The organism is Marivita sp. NO-S04 (assembly GCF_059070475.1).
The window spans coordinates 3,159,218-3,179,851 of record NZ_CM180980.1; the positions used below are offsets into that span (position 1 = coordinate 3,159,218).

Annotated in this window: 21 protein-coding genes; 13 read left to right on the top strand and 8 right to left on the bottom strand. The window is 60.2% G+C overall.

The window, feature by feature from the left end:
* The first annotated feature begins 32 nt into the window (after positions 1-32).
* From ACK3EW_RS16145 to ACK3EW_RS16175, 7 genes are all read left to right on the top strand, one after another.
* Complete coding sequence (locus ACK3EW_RS16145) at positions 33-953, top strand: manganese-dependent inorganic pyrophosphatase (RefSeq protein WP_439118339.1); 921 nt, start codon at positions 33-35, stop codon at positions 951-953.
* Positions 954-964: 11 nt separating this feature from the next.
* On the top strand, positions 965-1,294 hold the full coding sequence (locus tag ACK3EW_RS16150; protein WP_493806985.1) for a DUF1294 domain-containing protein: 330 nt from the start codon (positions 965-967) through the stop codon (positions 1,292-1,294).
* A gap of 78 nt (positions 1,295-1,372) precedes the next feature.
* Positions 1,373-2,245, top strand: a complete 873-nt coding sequence (locus ACK3EW_RS16155) for a TIGR01459 family HAD-type hydrolase (protein WP_493806986.1) — start codon at positions 1,373-1,375, stop codon at positions 2,243-2,245.
* Positions 2,246-2,349: 104 nt separating this feature from the next.
* Positions 2,350-2,793, top strand: a complete 444-nt coding sequence (locus ACK3EW_RS16160) for a MaoC family dehydratase (RefSeq protein ID WP_085628375.1) — start codon at positions 2,350-2,352, stop codon at positions 2,791-2,793.
* A gap of 117 nt (positions 2,794-2,910) precedes the next feature.
* Positions 2,911-3,843, top strand: a complete 933-nt coding sequence (locus ACK3EW_RS16165; RefSeq protein WP_439118335.1) for a bifunctional riboflavin kinase/FAD synthetase — start codon at positions 2,911-2,913, stop codon at positions 3,841-3,843.
* Positions 3,840-4,313, top strand: a complete 474-nt coding sequence (locus tag ACK3EW_RS16170) for a YcgN family cysteine cluster protein (protein ID WP_439118334.1) — start codon at positions 3,840-3,842, stop codon at positions 4,311-4,313. Before ACK3EW_RS16165 ends, ACK3EW_RS16170 begins: the two co-directional genes overlap by 4 nt.
* The gene (locus tag ACK3EW_RS16175; RefSeq protein WP_493806987.1) at positions 4,313-5,362 is read left to right on the top strand and encodes a threonine aldolase family protein; all 1,050 of its coding nucleotides are present in this window, start codon (positions 4,313-4,315) and stop codon (positions 5,360-5,362) included. The genes ACK3EW_RS16170 and ACK3EW_RS16175 overlap by 1 nt, the downstream gene beginning before the upstream one ends.
* Before the next feature lie 66 nt (positions 5,363-5,428).
* Here ACK3EW_RS16175 and hspQ read toward each other — a convergent pair whose 3' ends face one another.
* Positions 5,429-5,755 (bottom strand): heat shock protein HspQ, encoded by a 327-nt coding sequence (gene hspQ / locus ACK3EW_RS16180; RefSeq protein ID WP_085628379.1) that lies wholly within the window; start codon positions 5,753-5,755, stop codon positions 5,429-5,431.
* A 228-nt stretch (positions 5,756-5,983) separates the two neighbouring features.
* Between hspQ and ACK3EW_RS16185 the strand changes: the two genes are divergently transcribed.
* The gene (locus tag ACK3EW_RS16185; protein ID WP_439118332.1) at positions 5,984-6,574 is read left to right on the top strand and encodes a transglycosylase SLT domain-containing protein; all 591 of its coding nucleotides are present in this window, start codon (positions 5,984-5,986) and stop codon (positions 6,572-6,574) included.
* 89 nt (positions 6,575-6,663) lie between these two features.
* Here ACK3EW_RS16185 and ACK3EW_RS16190 read toward each other — a convergent pair whose 3' ends face one another.
* On the bottom strand, positions 6,664-6,936 hold the full coding sequence (locus tag ACK3EW_RS16190) for an FAD-dependent oxidoreductase (protein WP_493809747.1): 273 nt from the start codon (positions 6,934-6,936) through the stop codon (positions 6,664-6,666).
* 100 nt (positions 6,937-7,036) lie between these two features.
* On the opposite strand from ACK3EW_RS16190, the gene tnpA reads away from it, so the two are divergent.
* From tnpA to tnpC, 3 genes are all read left to right on the top strand, one after another.
* Positions 7,037-7,417 (top strand): IS66-like element accessory protein TnpA, encoded by a 381-nt coding sequence (gene tnpA / locus ACK3EW_RS16195; protein ID WP_493806895.1) that lies wholly within the window; start codon positions 7,037-7,039, stop codon positions 7,415-7,417.
* Positions 7,414-7,761, top strand: a complete 348-nt coding sequence (gene tnpB, locus ACK3EW_RS16200) for an IS66 family insertion sequence element accessory protein TnpB (RefSeq protein ID WP_037967155.1) — start codon at positions 7,414-7,416, stop codon at positions 7,759-7,761. The genes tnpA and tnpB overlap by 4 nt, the downstream gene beginning before the upstream one ends.
* A 62-nt stretch (positions 7,762-7,823) precedes the next feature.
* On the top strand, positions 7,824-9,461 hold the full coding sequence (gene tnpC, locus ACK3EW_RS16205; protein WP_493806894.1) for an IS66 family transposase: 1,638 nt from the start codon (positions 7,824-7,826) through the stop codon (positions 9,459-9,461).
* Here the strand turns inward: tnpC and ACK3EW_RS16210 are convergent.
* Positions 9,449-10,471 carry a flavin monoamine oxidase family protein gene (locus ACK3EW_RS16210; RefSeq protein ID WP_493806988.1) on the bottom strand — a complete coding sequence of 341 codons (1,023 nt, stop codon included), beginning with the start codon at positions 10,469-10,471 and terminating at the stop codon, positions 9,449-9,451. The two genes, tnpC and ACK3EW_RS16210, sit on opposite strands and share 13 nt — an antisense overlap.
* A 154-nt stretch (positions 10,472-10,625) precedes the next feature.
* Here ACK3EW_RS16210 and ACK3EW_RS16215 point away from each other — a divergent pair, with 154 nt between their 5' ends.
* Positions 10,626-11,294, top strand: a complete 669-nt coding sequence (locus tag ACK3EW_RS16215; protein ID WP_493806989.1) for a hypothetical protein — start codon at positions 10,626-10,628, stop codon at positions 11,292-11,294.
* 30 nt (positions 11,295-11,324) lie between these two features.
* On the opposite strand, the gene ACK3EW_RS16220 is transcribed toward ACK3EW_RS16215, so the two are convergent.
* From ACK3EW_RS16220 to ACK3EW_RS16235, 4 genes are all read right to left on the bottom strand, one after another.
* A complete protein-coding gene (locus tag ACK3EW_RS16220; RefSeq protein WP_493806990.1) occupies positions 11,325-11,921 on the bottom strand; it encodes a LolA family protein in 597 nt (198 codons plus the stop codon).
* A 104-nt stretch (positions 11,922-12,025) separates the two neighbouring features.
* Positions 12,026-14,983, bottom strand: coding sequence for a DNA translocase FtsK (locus tag ACK3EW_RS16225; RefSeq protein WP_493806991.1), 2,958 nt, complete (start codon positions 14,981-14,983; stop codon positions 12,026-12,028).
* A gap of 11 nt (positions 14,984-14,994) precedes the next feature.
* Positions 14,995-16,185 (bottom strand): aminotransferase class I/II-fold pyridoxal phosphate-dependent enzyme, encoded by a 1,191-nt coding sequence (locus ACK3EW_RS16230; protein WP_493806992.1) that lies wholly within the window; start codon positions 16,183-16,185, stop codon positions 14,995-14,997.
* A gap of 122 nt (positions 16,186-16,307) precedes the next feature.
* Positions 16,308-17,636, bottom strand: coding sequence for an amidase (locus ACK3EW_RS16235; protein WP_493806993.1), 1,329 nt, complete (start codon positions 17,634-17,636; stop codon positions 16,308-16,310).
* Between the two features lie 52 nt (positions 17,637-17,688).
* Here ACK3EW_RS16235 and ACK3EW_RS16240 point away from each other — a divergent pair, with 52 nt between their 5' ends.
* Complete coding sequence (locus ACK3EW_RS16240) at positions 17,689-18,942, top strand: UbiH/UbiF/VisC/COQ6 family ubiquinone biosynthesis hydroxylase (protein WP_493806994.1); 1,254 nt, start codon at positions 17,689-17,691, stop codon at positions 18,940-18,942.
* Between the two features lie 67 nt (positions 18,943-19,009).
* On the opposite strand, the gene ACK3EW_RS16245 is transcribed toward ACK3EW_RS16240, so the two are convergent.
* The gene (locus tag ACK3EW_RS16245) at positions 19,010-20,536 is read right to left on the bottom strand and encodes a DUF2125 domain-containing protein (protein ID WP_493806995.1); all 1,527 of its coding nucleotides are present in this window, start codon (positions 20,534-20,536) and stop codon (positions 19,010-19,012) included.
* Positions 20,537-20,634: the final 98 nt, after the last annotated feature.

Genomic DNA, 20,634 nt, shown 5'->3' on the forward strand with positions numbered 1-20,634 from the left:
GCGACCCGATTTTGGCAGAGCAGAGGCCCCACATGACAACCTTCGTTTTCGGACACAAATCCCCCGACACCGACAGCACCGGTAGCCCGATCATCTGGGCGTGGTATCTCAACCAGATCAAGGGCGAAGACGCTAAGCCCGTTCTGCTGGGTGAACCCAACACCGAAGCCGCGTTCGTGCTCGAGCACTGGAAGCTCGACAAACCCGAGATCATCTCGGATGTCGACGCCGACCAACCCGTCGTCATTGTCGACACCAACAACCCTGCCGAACTGCCCGCCGCCATTAACAGCGCCGACATCCGTGCGATCATCGACCACCACAAGCTGGTCGGCGGTCTGGAAACCAAAGGCCCGATCGACATCCGCATCGAACCCGTTGCCTGCACCGCCACCATCATGTGGAAGATGATCGGTGACGATCTCGCCCAAGCCCCACGTGGTATCAAAGGCGCGATGCTCTCCTGCATCCTCAGCGACACGCTGGAATTCCGCTCGCCGACGACCACACAGGAAGACAAGGCCATCGCCCACGCACTGGCCGAAGACCTCGGTGTGTCGATCCCCGACTTCGCTGCCGAGATGTTTGCTGCGAAATCCGATGTCTCCGCCTTCTCCGACGCCGAACTCCTGCGCATGGACAGCAAGGAATACCCGGTCGAAGGCACCAAGTTCCGCGTGTCGGTTCTGGAAACCACGTCACCCAAGATCGTGCTCGACCGCAAAGACAGCCTGATGACCACCATGACCGACGTCGCAAAGGAAGACGGCGTCGATCAGGTGATCCTCTTTGTCGTCGACATCCTGAACGAGGAATCAACCCTGCTGGTCCCGAATGATCTTGTGAAATCCCTCGCGGAGAAGAGCTTTGGCGCAACAGTCACCGGCGACACCGTGGTCCTGCCCGGCGTCGTGAGCCGCAAAAAGCAGATCATCCCAAACCTTAAGCTCTGATCTGACAAAGGATGACGCTGACACCCGCAATGTCAGGTCTCATCCTCGGATGCGGGGTCGTGGCTTTCGCCAACGGCCTCGCTTTTTTGGTGTTCCGCATCGACAAGGACCGCGCCATTCAAGGCGAATGGCGTGTGTCCGAAACAACCCTCCTCACCCTCGCTTTTTTCGGAGGCTGGTTCGGTGCAAAAGCGGCACAACGCCGGTTCCGGCACAAAACGCGGAAAGAGCCGTTCCGCACATTCCTGAACCTGATCCCGGTTCTGTGGCTGCTCTTGGCTGTGGTCGTCGCGTACGAGGCTGACATGTTGAACCTGCCTGTGTTCTCCACCTCCCAATGACGAAGTTTGCCGGCCTCGGCTGGCAATCATCCCCGGTTCGGGCGATACGTGGCACAAACCGCGTCAATCAGGTGCCCCATGACCCAGATCATCACTTCCCTCGCCGACATCGCCAATCGCTACGACGTGCTGCTCGTCGATCTCTGGGGCTGCGTGCACAACGGTGTCACTGCGCATGAAGAAGCCGTCGCAGCCTTGCGCGGGTTCAAACAGGGCGGCGGCTCGGTGGTGTTGCTCACCAACGCCCCAAGATCGCGCCACGAGGTTGCCAAGCAGCTCAAGCGCCTGCACGTGCCCGAGGACTGCTATGACAGCATCGCCACCAGCGGCGACAGCGCCCGCGCGGCAATGTTCCGTGGGGCTGTGGGCGAAAAGGTCTGGTTCATGGGGCAACCCTTTGACGATACCTTCTTTGACCCGATGGAGCTGATCGACAACCCGGTGAGCATCCAGCGTGTGGAATTGGAAGACGCCGACGGCATTGTCTGCTGTGGTCCGTTCGATCCCTACGCTAATCCGTCGGTGAACCGGCCGCAGTTTCTCTATGCCAAGCAGAAAGGCCTCAAGCTGCTCTGCGCCAATCCCGATATCGTTGTGGATCGCGGTGAAAAACGCGAATGGTGCGCCGGTGCGCTGGCCGCGCTTTATACCGAGATGGGGGGCGAAAGCCTGTATTTCGGCAAACCGCATCCTCCGATCTACGATCTGGCCCGCCGCCGCATCAGCGCTCTGGGTCTGGATGTCGAACCGACCCGCATTCTGGCCATCGGCGACGGTGTGCACACCGACATCGACGGAGCGATGGGTGAGGACATCGATTCCCTCTTTATCTCGGGCGGGCTAGCCGCAGCGGAAACAAAAACGTCGCACCAACCCGATCCAGAGGCGCTAAGCGATTATCTTCAAAAGGAAAATGCCTCGCCAACATATACTATTGGACAACTCCGCTAACGCAGATTTTGCTTGCTTTTCTGCGGTTGCAAAGTAATAAAGTTGCCAAATAAGGCATCTGACTTAGCTATTTATTACTTTGTCGCCTGCGATTGGAGTGCGAAATGTTGGACAACCTGCCACGCGGAACGATCTGCATCGAAGACATCGAAATGGGGATGTCCCGTCACCTGCGCAAACAGGTGACCGATCAGGACATCGAAATGTTCGCGCAGATCTCCACCGACCGGAACCCGGTGCATTTGGATGACGATTACGCGCAGGATACGATCTTCGAAGGCCGCATCGCACATGGGATGCTGACCGCGGGTCTGATCTCTGCAGTGATCGGGGAACAATTGCCCGGTCATGGCACCGTCTATATGGGACAAACGCTCAAATTCCTCGCCCCCGTGCGCCCCGGCGACATGGTCTATGCCGAAGTCAAGGTGGTCGATATCGACATCGCCAAGCGGCGCGTGACGCTGGATTGCCATTGCTCGGTCGATGGCAAGAAGGTGCTGATCGGCGAGGCCAAGGTGCTCGCACCCTCGCGCAAATTCGACTGACCCTGCCACGGGCGAGGATGCGTCGACGCATCCTCGATTTTCCGTTGACGGAAAATCGCCCCCGCCAGACCTGAGCGGGGATTGCAACCCTCCCACGCCCCCGCTAGTCCTCTGCGCATGAAGATCGTGCGGGATTACCAATTCGTAGCAAGCGCCGACAAGGGCGCAACAGTCGCCATCGGCAATTTCGACGGCGTGCATTCCGGCCATCAGGCCGTGATCAAACTGGCACGCGACGCGATGCCCGACGCGCCCTTGGGTGTTGTCACGTTCGAACCTCATCCTCGCGAATATTTTGCGCCAGACGCAGCCCCATTTCGGCTGATGAACACCAAGGCGCGCGCGACCCGGCTGCGCAAGCTTGGGGTCGATGTGCTGTACGAGCTGAACTTCAACACCCAATTGGCCGAACTGACCCCTGAAGGTTTCGCAACGAACGTGATCTCCAAAGGGCTTGGCCTGCGGCATGTCGTGGTCGGTGCGGATTTCTGTTTTGGAAAGGGGCGCGCGGGCACTGTGGACGACCTCCAGCGCTTTGGGTCCGAGATGGGGTTTGGCGTGACTGTGGCCGAACTTGTCACGGCCGAGTCCGGCGCCGTATCCTCGACCGCGATCCGCACTGCGCTCTCCGACGGCAACCCGCGTCTTGCGGCCGATATGCTAGGCCACTGGCACCGCATCGAAAGCGAAGTGATCGGAGGCGAACAGCGCGGGCGCGAACTGGGTTATCCCACCGCCAACATGTCGATCGACGGGCTCCACCCGCCAAAATTCGGCGTCTACGCGGTGCTGGTCGATGTGCTCGATGGCCCTCATGCCGGATCGTATCACGGTGCAGCCTCCATCGGGGTGCGCCCGATGTTCGGCGAAAACCGCGCCAATCTGGAAACTTTTATCTTCGATTTCAGCGGTGATCTTTACGGCGCAACCGTGTCGATTGCACTTGTGGACTTCCTGCGCCCCGAGTTGAAGTTCGACAGCCTTGAGGCGCTGATCACGCAGATGGATGCCGACTGCGCCCAGGCGCGTGCCATCCTGACCGCGCTATGAGCAAGGACCCGATTGATCGCACAGGTCTGGCCCCCCGATTCTGGGAACGCAAAGCCCTGACCGACCTCAACCCGCAGGAATGGGAAGCGCTGTGCGACGGATGCGGCAAGTGCTGCCTCAACAAGCTTGAAGATGAAGACACCGGCCATGTCGAACTGACCCGCGTGGCCTGTCGCCTGTTCGACGACACCACCTGTCGCTGTGCGCAATACGAGATCCGGCATCAGTTCGTGCCGGAATGCATCGTTCTGAAACCGTCGAATATCGACGACCACGCCTATTGGATGCCCAAGACCTGCGCCTACCGGCTGCTGTGGGAGGGCAAGCCGCTTTACGACTGGCACCCTCTGATCTCCGGCACGCCAGACACCGTTCACGACGCAGGCGTTTCGATGCGAAACCGCACCGTGGCCGAATTTGAAGTTGATGAAGACGATTGGGAAGACCACATCATCGAGGAGCCGACCTGATGTTTTTTGCCTCCGACAACAGCGGACCCGTGCCGCAGGCCGTTCTCGACGTTCTGGCCGAAGCCAATCAGGGCCATGCGATGGGCTATGGCGCTGATCCCATGATGGACGAGGTGCGCCAGCGCATCCGCGATCTGTTCGAAGCGCCCGACGCCGCGGTCTATCTGGCCGCAACCGGCACTGCGGCCAACGCCCTTGCGTTGGCGACCCTGATCGAGCCGTTCGACACGGTGTTCTGCACACCCATGGCCCATATTGAAGAGGACGAATGCAACGCGCCCGAATTCTATACGGGTGGCGCGAAACTGACACTGGTGCATGGGTCGGACCGGATGACACCCGAAGCGCTGACCCGCGCCATCGAAAGCCAAGGCAACCGTGGTGTGCACGGCCCGCGTCGCGGTGCAGTGTCGATCACGCAGGTGACCGAGGTCGGCAACGTCTACACATTGGCCGAGTTGAAGGCGCTGTGCGACGTTGCCAAATCCTATGACCTGCCTATTCATCTTGATGGTGCGCGCTTTGCCAATGCGGCGGTGGCGCTGGGATGCACCCCTGCCGAGATGACGTGGAAGCTGGGTGTCGATGTAGCAGTGTTCGGCGGCACGAAAAATGGGCTGATGGGGGTCGAGGCGGTGGTGTTCTTTGATCCGTCAAAATCATGGGAATTCGAGCTGCGCCGCAAACGGGGTGGGCATCTGTTTTCCAAACACCGTTATCTGTCGGCGCAGATGGCAGCCTATCTGCGGGATGACCTGTGGAAAGACCTTGCTCAAAAGGCCAACGCCAAGACAGCACAGCTTCTTGACGGTCTGCGCAAACGCAATGACGTTGAAATCGTGAATGACGTCACCGCCAACATGATCTTTTTCCGCGCGCCGCGCGCCCTGCACCAGACGCTTCAGGCAAGCGGTGCACGATATCATGTCTCTGGTGGTGATCTGGCCAACGGGCCATCCGAAGGGCTGCTGACGGGGCGTCTGGTCTGCGATTGGTCACTGCCCGACACCGAGATCGCCCGCTTTGTTTCGCTGCTGAACGCTGCATAAGAAAAGGGCTCCCAAGTGGGAGCCCTTACTCATTACGTGTGGCAAACTAAGAGAGAGAGTATTCGATCAGTTATACTGGAAGTGCAGTTCGTAGCTTCCATCTTCGAACGCGCCAAAAAGATCAGGCACATCCGGGTGTTCGACAGGTTCACCCGAGTAATCGGCGATCAGGTTCTGTTCAGACACATAAGCGACGTAGAAGCTTTGTTCATTCTCTGCGAGCAGATGATAGAAAGGTTGCTTCTTTGCGGGTCGGCTGTCCTCGGGAATCGCCTCATACCATTCTTCGGTATTGTTGAATTCCGGGTCCACATCGAACACCACGCCCCGAAAGGGGTGTTTGCGGTGCCGAACGACTTGGCCGATGTTATATTTTGCGCGTTGTCTGATCATGGGTCCTATCCGTTGACACATACCTGCCCGATTTTCGACAAATTGTCCAATTCTAGCGGCGATTTTTGTGGAAACAGTCTGTGATGCATTTCGACACAAGGTTTTTTTGTTTTTTGGCAAGGACTTGCTGGCTACAGCAATTGTGATTTCCCCTGCGCCCCCTTTGCGCTAAACTGCAAATAATCCGAAAGGTGGAGCAACCGCCTTCGAGCAAAAAGCGAGAGGCCCATGAGCAGATTCTTTCGCGCCTTGGTGATTGTCCTGCTGGCGGCCTCGTGTGGAGGCGGCGGTGGCACATCGGCGCCCCGTAACCTCGACGATGCCTGTTCGATCCTGCAACAGCGCCCCGGCTACCTGCGCGCTTTCCGCGCCGCAGAGCGGAAATGGGGGGTGCCGGTGCATGTGCAGATGGCGTCGATGTATCAGGAAAGCAAGTTCAAGTCCGACGCCCGCACACCGTTTCGTTATACCTTGGGCGTGATCCCGATGGGGCGTCAAAGTTCGGCCTTTGGCTATAGCCAGGCTTTGAATGGGACATGGGAGGAATACCAGCAAGATCAGCGTAAGTTCCGTGCGAAACGCAATGACATCAGCGATGCGACGGATTTTATGGGCTGGTACATGGCGGAATCGAACCGTCGCCTTGGCATTTCACTGGCAGATGCGCGCAACCAATATCTGGCCTATCACGAGGGTCGGACAGGATTTTCACGCGGGACGTATAACAGCAAGGCGTGGTTGTTGCGGGTGGCCGATGAGGTTGCGTCACGGTCAGTGACGTATCAAGGTCAGTTGGCGCGCTGCCCGGTGCGGAGATAAGTCCGAAACGGACCAATTGTTTCGCGCGCGAAACAATGAGGCAATACTTCTGACCTTTTAACCCTTTGTTAACATATTGCATTTCCTGCCTACCCACCTGGGTACGCAGCCTCGAGAACCTGCAGGGCCCGAGAGATCAGGGCCTCATCAGGCAGCACTGAAAGATCGCGCGCAGGGCCGGCCCCGTTAAAAGCCAGCAGGATCGGCGCATCGAGTACCGGTGCCAGGTTGAGCCACTGGTTGAACTGGCCCGGTGGCAGCCCTGTGTCAGGCGTCAGAATCCACGTGGCCTCCGTATCCCAGAACACCTGTTCAAACTGCAGGTAAAGCTTGTCCAAAAGGCCAAAGCCAAGACGGTGGATCGTAACCGCGCCATTGGCACCGCCTGCCTGAGGTTGGTGCGGTGATCTAAGACACGTGTTTAACTACGTCGTTAGCGACGTGTCTTATGCGGGGTCCCTGATGCGTGGTGAAATTCTTGGGATGGAGCGGCGGCGCTTCTGGCGTGATGAGGACAAGCTCGAGATCATCATGTCGGTCGGGGTTGGTGGCACAACGGTGACGCAGGTGGCGCAGCGCCATGAAGTGACGCGGCAGCAGATTTACGCTTGGCGGCACGACCTGAAGAAGAAGGGTCTGTGGTCGCCGGAGGCCGGGGCGCTTTTCTACCCTTTGGATATGCCAGTGGCGGCTGGAGTGCCGACAGCGCAGGATACGGCCGCTGAAACGTCGCCACCGGTTGCGGTTGAATTGCGTTTGCGTGGCGGCCGTAGTTTACATTTTGAAAGCACGATTGATCCGACTGCACTGTCGGTGCTGATCCGCGCGGTGGACGCCGCATGATCGGTCCCGGCACTGGTGTGCGTGTGTATCTGGCGTGTGGTGTCACGGATATGCGAAAGGGAATCGCGGGGCTGGCCGCTTTGGCGCAGGATGTGTTGCGTCAGAAACCAGCCAATGGTGCGGTATTTGCGTTTCGTGGGCGACGCGGGGATCGTATCAAGCTTCTGTTCTGGGATGGCCAGGGGTTTTGTCTCTACTACAAAGTCTTGGAGCGTGGCCGCTTCCCCTGGCCGAATGCTGCGGATGGGTCGATGCGGCTAACATCAGCACAGCTCGCGATGCTGTGGGAGGGGATCGACTGGAGACGTCCGGATTGGGGCGCTCCGCCAGCGCGCGTGGGGTAATTCTGCGCACGAATTATCGTTATTTATATGGCGCTTGAGCCTGTTTTTTGGTAGTCAAGCGCATGTCTGAACCTGCTGAAAACCTGCCTGATGATCCCGCTGAATTGCGCGCTATGATCGCTGCTCTACAGGCTGAAAACCTGCGGATCGCGGCAGAGAACGCCAAGATATCGGCCACGCTACGGGTTCACGACCAGCTGGTGCAAGCCCTGCGCCTACGGATCGCCAAGCTTCAGAAACTGGCCTTCAGCAAATCCTCGGAAAAGATTGAGCGCGAGATCGAACAGCTGGAACTGGCGCTTGAAGACCTGCTGGTTGCCGTGGCCGAAGACGATGAAGCGCCAATCGACGAAGGGCCGGATGAGCCATCAGCGGAAGCTGCCGATGCGCCCACTTTGCGCCGCAAGCCACGTGTCTCGGATGCGACCCCGCGCGAACGCCGTGAACTGGACCCCGGTGCCTGCTGCCCCGACTGTGGCGGCGATCTGCGTGTGGTGGGTGAGGATGTCAGCGAACTGCTGGACATGATCGCCGCTCAGATGAAGGTGATCCAGATTGCCCGGATCAAGAAATCCTGCCGCCGGTGTGAGCGGATGGTGCAGGAACCAGCACCCAGCCGTCCGATCCCCGGCAGTATTGCAGGGCCGAACTTGCTGGCCCATGTGCTGGTCTCGAAGTTCGACGACCACCTTCCGTTATATCGCCAGCACGAGATCTTCGCCCGCATGGGAGCAGACATTCCCGAAAGCACGCTTGTTGGCTGGTGCGGGCGAGCCATGAAGACCTTACAGCCGCTCATTGTACGGATCGAGGCGGACATCATGGCCAGCGACCTGCTGCATGCGGACGACACCCCCATCCGGGTGCTTGATCGCAGCATGCGCAACAGAGGGCTTGGCAAGGGTGTCAAGCAGGGCCGGATCTGGGCCTATGTGCGTGATCAGCGACCCTGGGCCGGGGCATCACCACCGGGTGCTGTCTATCGCTTTGCGCCAGACTGGAAGGAAGAGCACGTCCTCAGTCATCTGTCCGCAGCGCAGGGCATTCTTCAGGCCGACGGCTACAAAGGGTATGCCAAGCTTTACGCGCCAGAGCCTGACGGCACAGCCCGTTTGCGGGAGGCCGCCTGTTGGGCGCATCTGCGGCGCGACTTCCATGACTTTTGGACCTCAACCAAATCCGAGATCGCTCGCGAGGCGCTCGACCGGATCGGAAAATTCTACGACATCGAGCGCGATATCAACGGTCAGCCCGCCAACGTCCGCTATGCGGCACGTCAAAAACTTACCAAGCCCAAGGTCGAGGCTTTCTTTGCTTGGTCTGAACAGCAGCTTCTGCGCATCCCCGGCAAAAGCGATCTAGCCAAGGCGTTCCGCTATGGCCTCGCGCGGAAGGAGGCCTTCAGCCTGTTCCTGAACGACGGGCGTGTGGCCATCGACAACAATCCGGCCGAACGCGCCCTGCGCCCGATTGGAATAGGACGTAAAAACTGGCTCTTCGCGGGCGCAGATACCGGCGCGGAAACCCTCGCGCGCGCGATGACGGTCATTGAAACGGCCAAGCTGAACGGTCTTGACCCGCTGGCCTATCTTGCTGACATCCTCGACCGCATCCACGATCACAAGATCAACCGGCTTGATGAATTGCTGCCTTGGAACTGGGCGCCGATCGCATCCGTGAAGAACAGTCAAGCCGCGTAAGCTGCGGTATCAATGGCGTGGTTACGGTGGATCGCAGTCTCCTTGTCTTTGGGCAAAGCGGGCAAAAAGTCGATGCGTTGCGCCTTCAGAACGCCCAGCGGTACGGTGACGATGACAGCGTCGAAGCGGCCCAGCTCGTCGTCGGCCGAGCCAAGCTGCACACCTTTGTCCGTCAGAGCGACACGCCGCACCTCGGTGCCAAGGCGGATGTCCAGATCGGTGTCCAACTGTCCAAGGATCTGCGAATAGCCCCTTGGAAAGAGCCGGTCCGCACCGTCGTAATCGAGGTCGTTCTGGTAGGCGGTCCAGTTGATGTCAGACGTGCCAGCCCCGTAATCCTGCTGGATTGTTACAACATCTTCGAACCAATCCGGCAGGTCGCGGTCGCGCAGCCTGCGACCCCCTGCACCGCGCAGAACGTAGTCATCCTCTGTTGGGACGCTTTGCATCCCCCGCTCGGCCGCAAGCCCGACAAGCGGGTTGCCTTCGTCGCCGTGCAGCCAGCTTGCCCCAAGATCAAGCGGCTGGCCCAAAGTGGTGTCTGTCCAGATGCGCCCACCGATGCGGTTGCGCGCCTCGAAAAGGGTGACGTCTATTCCAGCCGCTGCAAGTCGGCGCATCGCAGTCAGGCCACTGATCCCCGCTCCGATGATGGCAAGCGATTTCGCGCCAGTGATGCGGACAGTCTCGGCCACAGCCAGACCAGTTTCATAGGCCGCATGGACCGTGCTGTTGTAGTCGGGATGGGTGGCTTCTCCGGCAAAAAACAGGCGGTTGTCGATGGGTCGGGCCAGAGCGCGGGTGTCGTCGCGGGAGGCTGCGCGCGCGATGTAAGAATAAGACCCCAGACTGAAGGGATCGCGGCTCCAGTTGGTGCGCAGATAGCCTGTCGGCGCGTGCGCGATACGTGCCGCGATATCATTTGGCGTGAGCAGCGCGGCGGCGGCAAGGGTGAGGATCTGTCGACGGTGCATCTGCGCAGCATTGGTGCTGGGCTGCGTTTGCGTCAACGCAAACGTGCGATACGTCGACGCATCGCGGCGCGTGGTGAGGTCGTGCTGAGAAACCGGCGTGTCGCGCGGCCTTCACCAAGGCGGCCCATTCCTGCCATTTTGCACAGGTACACTTGGTCGGTAGTGCAACGTGCAAAGGACCTTAGCCGGGATGTTCGATGAAGGCACCAAGATCGCTGTTTTTGCCATTGTCATGGCGGCGTGGGTCTTTGGTTTGAGCGCAGACAAACATGCGCCGTTCCCTGATCTTGCGACCGCTGTGGAGCTGTCGCAGCTTCCAGCCTTACCTCTGACAGCGGCGTCCGACGGGTCTCCGGCGCAGACCCGTGTGTCGGGCCAACGGGTCGTCCTGAGTGCCGGGTTCGAGGCAAAACTGTTGGTCAGCTACGTGATCGAAGGGCGTGTGGTGACGCGCCGCACGTTTCGCCATGACCCGACGAGCGCCGTTTCCCCGTTGGACCTTGGCATCGTCTGGGGCGATCTTGCTGCGCCCGGAGGCACAGATGACATCGCGTTCGGTACCGGGCACAGGATGATCTGGTTTTCGAACGCGCCGGACGCCGACTTGCCCAAGGCATGGAAGGATCAGGTTACCAACAACCACCTCATCCCAGCCAACCCGCAGGTGAACGCTGCGCTGATGGCGATCGAGGTTGGGGCGCGGGTCAGGCTGCGGGGCTATCTGGTGACCGTCACTGGCGACGGAATCTCGCCGTGGCGGTCGTCCACACGGCGGGATGACGGGTCTATCGTCGGTGGGTGCGAGATCATTCTGGTGACCGATGTGCAGGTGTTGTCAGAGGATGCCACGGCCGCCTAGGTCGCAGTCCGGACATCCCCGTAGGATGCGTTAGCGGTTCGCTGTGCGTTCCTGTTCGATATTGAACAGGCGGTTGGCCAATTGCTTGCGCTCCCATGCGCCAAGAACAACCGTGGTCTGGCCGCCGCCGTCATCGGTGATGACCCATTGGCGCAGTTCGACCGGATTGTCGGTAAACTTGAGCTGGATGCTGCCGTATTCCGGGTTCTCGGGGTCTTGCGCCGTGACCGTGGTGGCCGTGCCATCATACCCGTGGGCAACAACCATATTGGCGCGGCCGAGATCGACGTTCCGCGCAAGGATCAGCCCCAAAGGTGTGCGGTTGAGCGGATAGGTTTCCGGCTCTCCACCCAGCTTGCGGTCGAACACCACCACCGCGCCATTGTTCGCCATCACCAGCGCCTGTTCCGGCGGGTTGTATTCGAACCGGACTTTGCCGGGGCGGCGCATGTAGAGCGTGCCTGTCGAGATCGTGCCGTCGGCGTTGATCTGGGTAAAGCTCGCCTCTGCGCTGGTGAGCTGGTTGAGGTAGTTGGACAGCGTGTTCAGCGAGAGTTGCTGGGCCGCTGCGGGCATCGCCCACATCCATGTCAGGGCTGCCATGACGGCAAGAAAACGGTATCGCATCGGGTCTGTGGTCCTGTCTGCTCGAAACACTTTCCCTCTATATGGCGAAACGGGCGCTGCTATGCGATAGCAGCGCCCGTTTTTGTGACTGGATCGGCAGGTCTTTACTGTTCGGGCACCAGAATCTCGCGTTTGCCGACGTGATTGGCAGAGCTGACCACACCTTCTTCCTCCATCTGCTCGACCAAACGTGCGGCCTTGTTGTAGCCGATGGCCAGTTTGCGCTGGATGTAGGATGTCGAGCATTTGCGGTCGCGGATGACGATGGCAACGGCCTGATCGTAAAGCGCGTCTTCGCCATCGGTGTTGCCGCCAGTGTTGAGGCCCAGCACCGCATCGATGTTGTCGGCCTTTTCATCATCCGGGCCTTGCACAACGCCACCAACATATTCGGGCGGGCCGAACGCCTTGAGGTGGGTCACGATTTCCTCGACCTCTTCGTCGGACACAAAGGGGCCGTGGCAGCGGATGATCTTGGACCCGCCCGCCATGTAAAGCATGTCGCCCTGCCCCAACAGTTGTTCCGCGCCCATTTCACCAAGGATGGTGCGGCTGTCGATTTTCGACGTAACCTGAAAACTGATACGGGTGGGGAAGTTCGCCTTGATCGTACCGGTGATCACGTCAACCGATGGGCGCTGCGTCGCCATGATGAGGTGAATACCGGACGCACGGGCCATCTGGGCCAGACGTTGAATGCAGGCTTCGATCTCTTTGCCCGCGACCATCATCAGGTCGGCCATCTCGTCGACGATGACGACGATATAGGGCATTTTTACGGGCTGGATTTCCTCGGTCTCGAAGATCGGCTCGCCCGTGTCATCGTCAAAGCCAGTCTGGACTGTGCGTTCGAACATTTCGTTCTTCGAGAGCGCGTCAGCGACGCGGCTGTTGTAGCCGTCGATGTTGCGGACGCCCATCTTGGACATCTTGCGATAGCGGTCTTCCATCTCGCCCACGACCCATTTCAGCGCGACAACCGCTTTTTTCGGGTCGGTCACAACGGGGCTGAGCAGGTGCGGGATGCCGTCATAGACGGAAAGTTCGAGCATCTTGGGGTCGATCATCACAAGACGCAGATCCTGCGGGGTCAGCTTGTAAAGCAGCGACAGGATCATGGTGTTGATGGCGACCGATTTACCCGACCCGGTGGTGCCCGCGATCAGCAGGTGGGGCATCTTGGCGAGGTTGGCGACCACCGGGTCGCCGCCGATGTCCTTGCCCAAGGCAAGCGGCAGCTTTTGTGTGCCGTCGCCGTAGTCGCGGGTCGAGAGGATTTCGCGGAAGGACACCATCTCGCGCTTTTCGTTCGGGAGTTCGATGCCAATCACGCTGCGGCCCGGCACAGTGGAGACACGGGCAGACAGTGCGGACATGGAACGCGCGATGTCGTCGGCGAGGCCGATTACGCGGGACGCTTTGAGGCCCGGCGCGGGTTCGAGTTCGTACATCGTGACCACGGGGCCGGGGCGGACGCTGACGATTTCGCCCTTCACACCGTAATCGTCCAGCACCGCCTCGAGCATACGTGCGTTTTCTTCTAGCGCTTCGTCGCTGAGGTGATGGCGTTCGATATTGGCCGGGTCCATGAGCAGGCCAAGTGGCGGCAGATCGTATTCGACCTGCTTGTCTTCGAATTGCAGTCGCGGCTGGGCTTCTTCCTGCGCGCGTTTGGAGGGCTGGAGCGGCTTGCGCTGCGGTTGCTGGACGACCTTGCGCGCTTCGGGCTGCGGTACAGGTGCAGGCGGCACTGCCGCGTAAGCCTGAGTTTCGTCGCCGTAATCGTCCCAGTCAGTCATATGGTCAAAAATGTTTTCCGACTCATCGTCATAGGGCGAAATCTCAGGCTGCGGCTGATATGCCGCCACTTTGGGCGCGGTCACCGGCGGTTCGGCACGCAGAGGGGCTGCAGCGCGAGCGGTCACCGGAGGTTCCGGGGGCAAGCCAGCGGATGGTTTGAAGATCAGCGGATCGGGGCCACGCCCGCGGCCCTTGGTCAAGGGGGCAGCCACGGCAGAAGTCATGGCAGGGTTCTGACGCACGCGGGATTTGATGGCGTCTGCGATCTTGGCGCGGACGCGGTCATCGCCCGGCAACGTTTCGGGCAATTCGCCGTGCGGGTAGATTTCGACCAATTCCGGTTCGGGATCGGCACGCCGCATGAGAGACGGCATTTTGGACAGGAAACCCGTTTTTTGAGGCGCTACTGGTGCCGGGTAAGGATCGTCAATCAGGCTGTCTTCGGCGTAGATCGCAGGCGGTGCTTTGGGTGCGACACGGGTCACGCGCGGTTCCGCTTTGACGGCCTCCTGTGCGGCGGCCCATTCGGCGGCCTCGGCCTCTTCCTGGGCACGGATGGCACGACGCTCTGCATTTTTCGCCTGCATCTGGCGTGCGGCGACCAAAGCACCGGATGCGCCTTTGCCCATCAGCGACAGCATCGTTGCGTAAACCATGATGACGCCCACCAACAGGAACCGCGCAAGCCGCATCAGTTCAATCTTGGTGAAACCAAGCACAAACGTGCCCATTACGATCACAACGCCACCGAGAAACAGCATCATCAGTTTAAGCGCGAAGGTCGTTCCCAGCGGCAGGATCGTCAGGATCGATCCCATCATCATATCACCGAACAAACCGCCCAGCCCGAAACTGTGGGTCCAGGCCGTACTTTCAGGCACAGCGGCGGCATAGACAGCGGCCAAGGCCACCCAGATCGGTGCGAAGATCAGGCAGGACAGCGCCCGTTCTTCCCCCCGGTGCAGCGCGAGTCGTGCACCCCAGACCAGAAGAACCAGCGCCAGACCCCAGCTAGCCCAGCCGACAATCATGAACAATGGTGCCGCGATAGAAGCGCCCGCTTGGCCAAGCCAGTTCTGGACCGGCGCATCTGTGGCGGACAGCCAGCTTGGGTCTTGTGGCGAGTACGAATAGATCATCGCGGCGGCCATTGCCCCCAATGCCATAAGCACAAAGCCACCAAGCTCTTTGCCACGCTTTTCGAGCGCAGCCTGCATGTTGCTGTCAAAGAGGGGGTCACGCCCCCGCGCCTGATATGCCATCGTTCGCCTCTTTATTGGTCTTCACCGCCGTAAAGGCAGTCCCTGATCTGCGTCAGGCCGCGTTCGGTTTCTTCTCTTGGGGCCACCATGGCGACCCGGATATAGTGCTTGCCGGGATTTCCGGCTTCGGTGTCTTGCGACAGATACGCGCCGGGCAGCACCCGGACACCAGTTTCTTTCCAGAGCTTGAGCGCTGCGGTTTCGCCGTCTTCTACCGGAAGCCAGAGGAAGAACCCCGCCTGTGGGGATCTGTAGCCCGGCACATTGCCAAAGATACGATCAGCAAGCGCGTATTTCTCAGTGTAAAGCGCGCGATTTTCCTCGACATGCGCCTCGTCTGACCAGACGGCCTCGGCCACCGCCTGTAGCGGCAAGGGCAGCGGCGCACCGGAATAATTGCGCAATTGCTGGATGCGTTTGATCAATTCCAGACCACCAGCCACAAACCCGGACCGCAGCCCCGGCAGGTTCGAGCGTTTGGACAGCGAGTGGAAGATCAACACGCGCTCGGGATCGGCACCCATCTCTTGGGCGACCTGAAGCGCTCCTACGGGGGGCGTGTCGCGGTAGATCTCGGAATAGCATTCGTCTGCGAGGATCTGGAAATCGTGCTTTTCCGCCAGCGTGATCAGCCGTTCCCAATAATCGCGATCCGCCACTGTGCCCTGCGGGTTGGCGGGCGAGCAAATATAGGCCAGCGCGGTGCGGTTCAACACGTCTTCGGGCAGACCGTCGAAATCAGGAAGATGGCCGGTCTCGTCGGTCGCGTTCACGAAGACCGGATCGGCTGCGACGGAAATCGCCGAGATCAGGTAGACCTGATAAAACGGGTTTGGCATTAGGACGGCCGGTTTCGCACCGTTCTTGGTCTCGGGGCACAACGCCATCCCGACGTTATACAGCCCCTCGCGCGTTCCGTTGAGCGCCATGATCTGCGTGTCCGCATCCAGCGCGACACCGTAACGGCGCTGCACCCAATCGCGGATTGCGGCGCGCAGTTCGGGCGTGCCTTCGTTCGGGGGATATTTGTTAAAACCGGCCAGGTTCTGAGCAAGAATGTCAGAAATCCACGCCGGAAACGCGTGTTTCGGCTCTCCGATCGTCATGTGTACGACTGGCCCACCCGGCTCGTGCACGTCCAAAAGGGCGCGCAGACGCGGGAACGCATAAGCCGGAAGGTTCGAAAACCGCTCGGGAAACATGCCAATACTGCCTCAGATTGAGGGTCGTTCGCGCCCTCTTTGGAGCCAAATTACATAGCAAGGGCCTGTGCGTCCAGAAAAAGAGCGCACAGATCAGTCGGTTGTGGCTTTCAGGCCAAATTTCAGGCCAGCGCCGCTTCCGCGGCGAGACCCAGCCGCAACAGCCGCCGCTCTTCGCGCGGTGCCGCCATCAAGGATACACCGCAAGACGGGACGCCGGTTGGAAGCGTGAGCACACACAGCCCCATCAGGTTGCCGATACGGGTGTTTCGCAGCGTGAGCAGGTTCTCGGTGGTAAAGAAATCGACGTCGGACAACAGGCGCGGCACGTTGGGCGGCGTGATCGGGCTGGTTGCACAGAGCACAGCGTCGAAGCTGGCGGTTGCCTCAAGATAAGCTGCGCGCAGAGCGTCGAGCTTGTGCCAGGCGGCAACGTATTCAGCACCAGAATAGTCCTTGCCGGACCGGAAGCGGGTGCGCACCGGCTCATACATCAGCTCAGGGTTGGCTTCGATTGCGTCTTTCCATGTTCCGTAAGCTTCACACCCGAACAGCACGCCAGACAGCGCCATCGCCTCGGCCACTTCGGGAATGGCGATCTCGACGATGTCGGCGCCTGCCTCTTTCAGGGTCTGGACCGCCTTTTCAAACGCTGTGCGCGGGGCGTCTCGAATGTCGGCGAATGCGGTTGTGGTCAGGACAGCAAGACGCACGCCCTTGAGCGATGTCATCTCAAGGTCGATTGGTTTGTCCCCCTTCATGGCGGCAAACAGAAGCGCAGCATCCTCGACCGTTTTGCAAAGCGGGCCGACCGTGTCGAACTTTGCCGCAAGAGGAACCGCACCCTTGAGGCTGAGCACGCCAGAGGTGGTCTTGAGGCCTACAAGGTCGTTCCATGCCGACGGGATTCGCACGGACCCGCCGGTATCCGATCCGATGCCCGCAGGTGCGAGCCCGTAGGCCACCGATGCAGCCGCACCGGACGAGGACCCGCCGGGTGCTGCGTCGGGGTCGTGGATGTTGGGTGGTGTCGCCGTCTTGGGGTTTACCCCCAGCCCCGAAAAGGCCAGTTCGGTCTGGTGCGTCTTGCCAAGGCAGACCAACCCCTGATGGGTCGCGTTCTGCAACACTTCGGCGTCTGTGTCAGGTGTCCGGCCCTTGAGGAGCTGCGAGCCCGACTCGGTTGCCACACCAGCGGTGTCGAACAGGTCTTTCCAGCTGATCGGCACGCCATCAAGCGGAGACCGACGCAGTTTGAGCCGCGCGCGCTCTTGTGCGGCTGTCGCCTCGGCCATGGCGCGATCTTGGGTCAGGCGCGCATAAATGCGCTCACGGTATTCGTTTGCGTCGATCGCATCCAGAAAGAACTGGGTCAGTTCGACCGGATCAATCTCGCCCTTGTCGATGCCGCGCCCCAGATCGGCGGCTGTCATGGCCTGCCATTCGCTCATGTGATCATCCCTTGGACTGTGGTTTGCCGCGACGGTAGCGGCAGAGAAGCGCATGGACAATCCCGGCTGCGCTTCCATATTTCAGCCCATGAACACATCCAGCGATATCCTAATCGTCGGCGGCGGGCTGAACGGTCCGACGCTTGCCCTTGCTGCCGCCAAAGCCGGGCTGTCCAGCACCGTGATCGACGCGCGCCCCGAAGGCACGCGACGCAGCGACAATTTTGACGGGCGGTCTTATGCGCTGGCGCTGGCGTCGGTGCGGATGTTGAACGCTTTGGGTCTGTGGGACGGGCTGAAGGCGAACGCGCAACCAATGTCCGAGATCAAGGTCAGTGATGGCCGAGCCGGTGATGCCGAGGTGTTTCTGGGCCTGCATTTCAACAGTGCCGAGATTGAGGAAGGGCCGATGGGCCACATGCTCGAAGATCGGTATCTCCGGCGGGCTTTGCTTGAGGCGATGGCGGCGGAACCGCTGATCACACATCTGTCGGGCGAAACGGTTGTGGATCAGAACGTGACCGCATCAGGCGCGAACGTCACCTTGGCGTCGGGCGACGTGTTGGCCGGCCAGATGATCGTCGGCGCCGATGGCCGTCAGACCGGAACCGGACAGCGTGCTGGGATCAGGCGCACGGCTTGGGACTATAACCAAACCGCGTTGGTCTGTGCGATTGCGCATGAAAAGCCGCATGGGGGTGTGGCGCATCAGTTGTTTATGCCTGCGGGGCCACTGGCGATCCTGCCGTTGACAGGCAACCGCTCGTCGATTGTCTGGAGCGAGCGAAAAGGGCTGGCAGAAGAGATCAACGCGCTGCCGGAAGAAGATTACCTGACCGTACTGCGCCCCCGGTTTGGCGATTTTCTGGGCGAGATTTCCTTGGCTGGCGCGCGGTTCACCTATCCGCTGGGTCTGACCATGGCCAACCGGTTCATTGCGGACCGTCTGGCGCTGGTGGGCGATGCGGCGCATGGGATGCACCCGATTGCTGGGCAAGGGCTGAATGCCGGGCTGCGCGACGTGGCCGCCTTGGCGCATGTGATCGGCCATGCGGTGCGGCGTGGTGAGGATTTTGCCAGCCCGTTGGTTCTGGCACGCTATGAGCAATGGCGGCGGTTCGACACAGCGACGCTATTGACCGCGACGGATGTCTTCAACCGACTGTTCTCGAACGACAATCCCATCCTCCGCGCAGGGCGCGACCTTGGCATGGCGGCACTCAACGCGATCCCCGGTGCGCGGCGCACCTTCATCCGTGAAGCCGCCGGGTTGAACGGCGATCTGCCCGATCTGATGGCGGGTTAACGCACCGCCGCACGAGCCACGTGTATCGAAGCGCAACCGCTGACGCAAACGCGGCCCTTGGCGCAAGTTACTGAATCCGCATCCCGTTCGCCAGAACGTGCCCCTGATCGTTGATCGTCAGCGTGGACTTGAGGCTGTCCTGCCCCTGCCCCGGTACAGCGAACATGCTCATCATCATGCGTGCGCCCATCGCGTCTTCGTTGGTTAGCAGACCCATGGCGATCAGCTTGTCGATAAGGGAATTGGCCCCGTCCAGTGTGACGTTGATCTCGCCATTCGGACGCGGGAAGCCACCAAAGGTTTGCAGGTCGTCATTGTCAAAGGTGAACGACCCAGACCCGCCAAGCTTGGCCCCGGCAGCGTCGATGGTGAGGTCGTTCAAAGTAAGCGCGTTAAGCTCTATCGGTGTTCCGCCAGTGGCTTCGAGCATGGCCATCTGTTCGGGGTCGAAGAGATTGAAGAAAGGGGTGACCTGACCGGTGATATCCATCGCGATGGTGGCCGGATCACGGGGCAAGGCGGCACCCGGATCAAACACGTTCCAAAGCAGGTCTGACATCTCGAACCCACGCAGGGTCAGACCGAACGCCATGTCTTGGGGGTCTTCGGCCTTGGCAATCGGTGCAGTGACGCGGAAGGCGCTTTCTGCCATGCGCACATCTAATGGCAAGGGCATTTCCGGCCCGGACAGGGTAAATGCCTGATCGGTAGCCTGCACATCGTAACGCAAAGCATCAGAGTCCATTGCGAACTCAAGCCGGACTGTTCCGGTGCGAGTGGTGCCGGATGTCGTGCCAGCAGCTTCGGTTGCGGCGAATTGCATTTCGCCAGCGGTGTAGCCCATTGTGCCACGCACCGCGAAGCCCCCCGCTGCGAGCGATTGCGCATCGTTTGGATCAAAGCCTTCGGGCAGGACTGTCGTGCTGGACACAAACAGCCCGCCCATCGACCCTGACACCAAGGCGGCATCATCACTTTCGGGGTCGTTGAAGGCAAAATCATAGCGCGCCGAGGCTGCTTCGACGTTCTGGGTGAACTCTGTCCCGGTGGTCGTCGCGGTGACGGTGGTGCCCTCCACATCATTCAGAATGAAATCGAATCGCGCCTCTTCGCGCGCCGCCGGGGTGCCGTCGATCTCGAGCTCGGCCAATGAGATGGAAAGTTGTGTGGCGCTGTAAGTGTAAGTCATGTTGCCGGGTTCACCCGAGACCACCAGTTCAAGCCCTTGGTTGCCGTAGTCCAGCACCATCATCACGGCTTCTTCACCTTCGGGTGCGGCATCAATCGTGATCGGCATCGAGGCGGGAAAGGTGATGGAGACCGACCCATCACCGTTTTCCACCAAGTCGATGGACTCGAAGCTGATTTCCACCGTTGCGTTGTCTTCCGGCGCATCGAACCGCATGACGACATCCGTCACATCAAGGCCATCGCCCGTCGGGGTTTCAGTGGCCGTGACCGAATAGCCAAAGCCCTGCAGGGCAGCCTCGAGCCCATCCCACACTTGGCGGGCGGTGACTTCGGCAAAGCTGGCCCCGCCGGACAGGGCAAAAGCCAGCACGGAGCAAGATGAAAGACGGGCAATACGGCGCATGGTGATATCCTAAACAATCAAATTCCCAGTCCCAGCTTCGACCTCCTGCCAGATAGGGTCAAGTGGGTGGACCCCGCGTCATGTCCGAAGTAGCACTG

Excerpts from the sequence above, each read along its gene's own strand:
- ACK3EW_RS16145 (WP_439118339.1), top strand. The coding sequence starts at position 33 with ATGACAACCTTCGTTTTCGGACACAAATCCCCCGACACCGACAGCACC.
- ACK3EW_RS16150 (WP_493806985.1), top strand. The coding sequence starts at position 965 with ATGACGCTGACACCCGCAATGTCAGGTCTCATCCTCGGATGCGGGGTC.
- ACK3EW_RS16155 (WP_493806986.1), top strand. The coding sequence starts at position 1,373 with ATGACCCAGATCATCACTTCCCTCGCCGACATCGCCAATCGCTACGAC.
- ACK3EW_RS16160 (WP_085628375.1), top strand. The coding sequence starts at position 2,350 with ATGTTGGACAACCTGCCACGCGGAACGATCTGCATCGAAGACATCGAA.
- ACK3EW_RS16165 (WP_439118335.1), top strand. The coding sequence starts at position 2,911 with ATGAAGATCGTGCGGGATTACCAATTCGTAGCAAGCGCCGACAAGGGC.
- ACK3EW_RS16170 (WP_439118334.1), top strand. The coding sequence starts at position 3,840 with ATGAGCAAGGACCCGATTGATCGCACAGGTCTGGCCCCCCGATTCTGG.
- ACK3EW_RS16175 (WP_493806987.1), top strand. The coding sequence starts at position 4,313 with ATGTTTTTTGCCTCCGACAACAGCGGACCCGTGCCGCAGGCCGTTCTC.
- hspQ (WP_085628379.1), bottom strand. The coding sequence starts at position 5,755 with ATGATCAGACAACGCGCAAAATATAACATCGGCCAAGTCGTTCGGCAC.
- ACK3EW_RS16185 (WP_439118332.1), top strand. The coding sequence starts at position 5,984 with ATGAGCAGATTCTTTCGCGCCTTGGTGATTGTCCTGCTGGCGGCCTCG.
- tnpA (WP_493806895.1), top strand. The coding sequence starts at position 7,037 with ATGCGTGGTGAAATTCTTGGGATGGAGCGGCGGCGCTTCTGGCGTGAT.
- tnpB (WP_037967155.1), top strand. The coding sequence starts at position 7,414 with ATGATCGGTCCCGGCACTGGTGTGCGTGTGTATCTGGCGTGTGGTGTC.
- tnpC (WP_493806894.1), top strand. The coding sequence starts at position 7,824 with ATGTCTGAACCTGCTGAAAACCTGCCTGATGATCCCGCTGAATTGCGC.
- ACK3EW_RS16215 (WP_493806989.1), top strand. The coding sequence starts at position 10,626 with ATGTTCGATGAAGGCACCAAGATCGCTGTTTTTGCCATTGTCATGGCG.
- ACK3EW_RS16220 (WP_493806990.1), bottom strand. The coding sequence starts at position 11,921 with ATGCGATACCGTTTTCTTGCCGTCATGGCAGCCCTGACATGGATGTGG.
- ACK3EW_RS16225 (WP_493806991.1), bottom strand. The coding sequence starts at position 14,983 with ATGGCATATCAGGCGCGGGGGCGTGACCCCCTCTTTGACAGCAACATG.
- ACK3EW_RS16230 (WP_493806992.1), bottom strand. The coding sequence starts at position 16,185 with ATGTTTCCCGAGCGGTTTTCGAACCTTCCGGCTTATGCGTTCCCGCGT.
- ACK3EW_RS16235 (WP_493806993.1), bottom strand. The coding sequence starts at position 17,636 with ATGAGCGAATGGCAGGCCATGACAGCCGCCGATCTGGGGCGCGGCATC.
- ACK3EW_RS16240 (WP_493806994.1), top strand. The coding sequence starts at position 17,689 with ATGGACAATCCCGGCTGCGCTTCCATATTTCAGCCCATGAACACATCC.
- ACK3EW_RS16245 (WP_493806995.1), bottom strand. The coding sequence starts at position 20,536 with ATGCGCCGTATTGCCCGTCTTTCATCTTGCTCCGTGCTGGCTTTTGCC.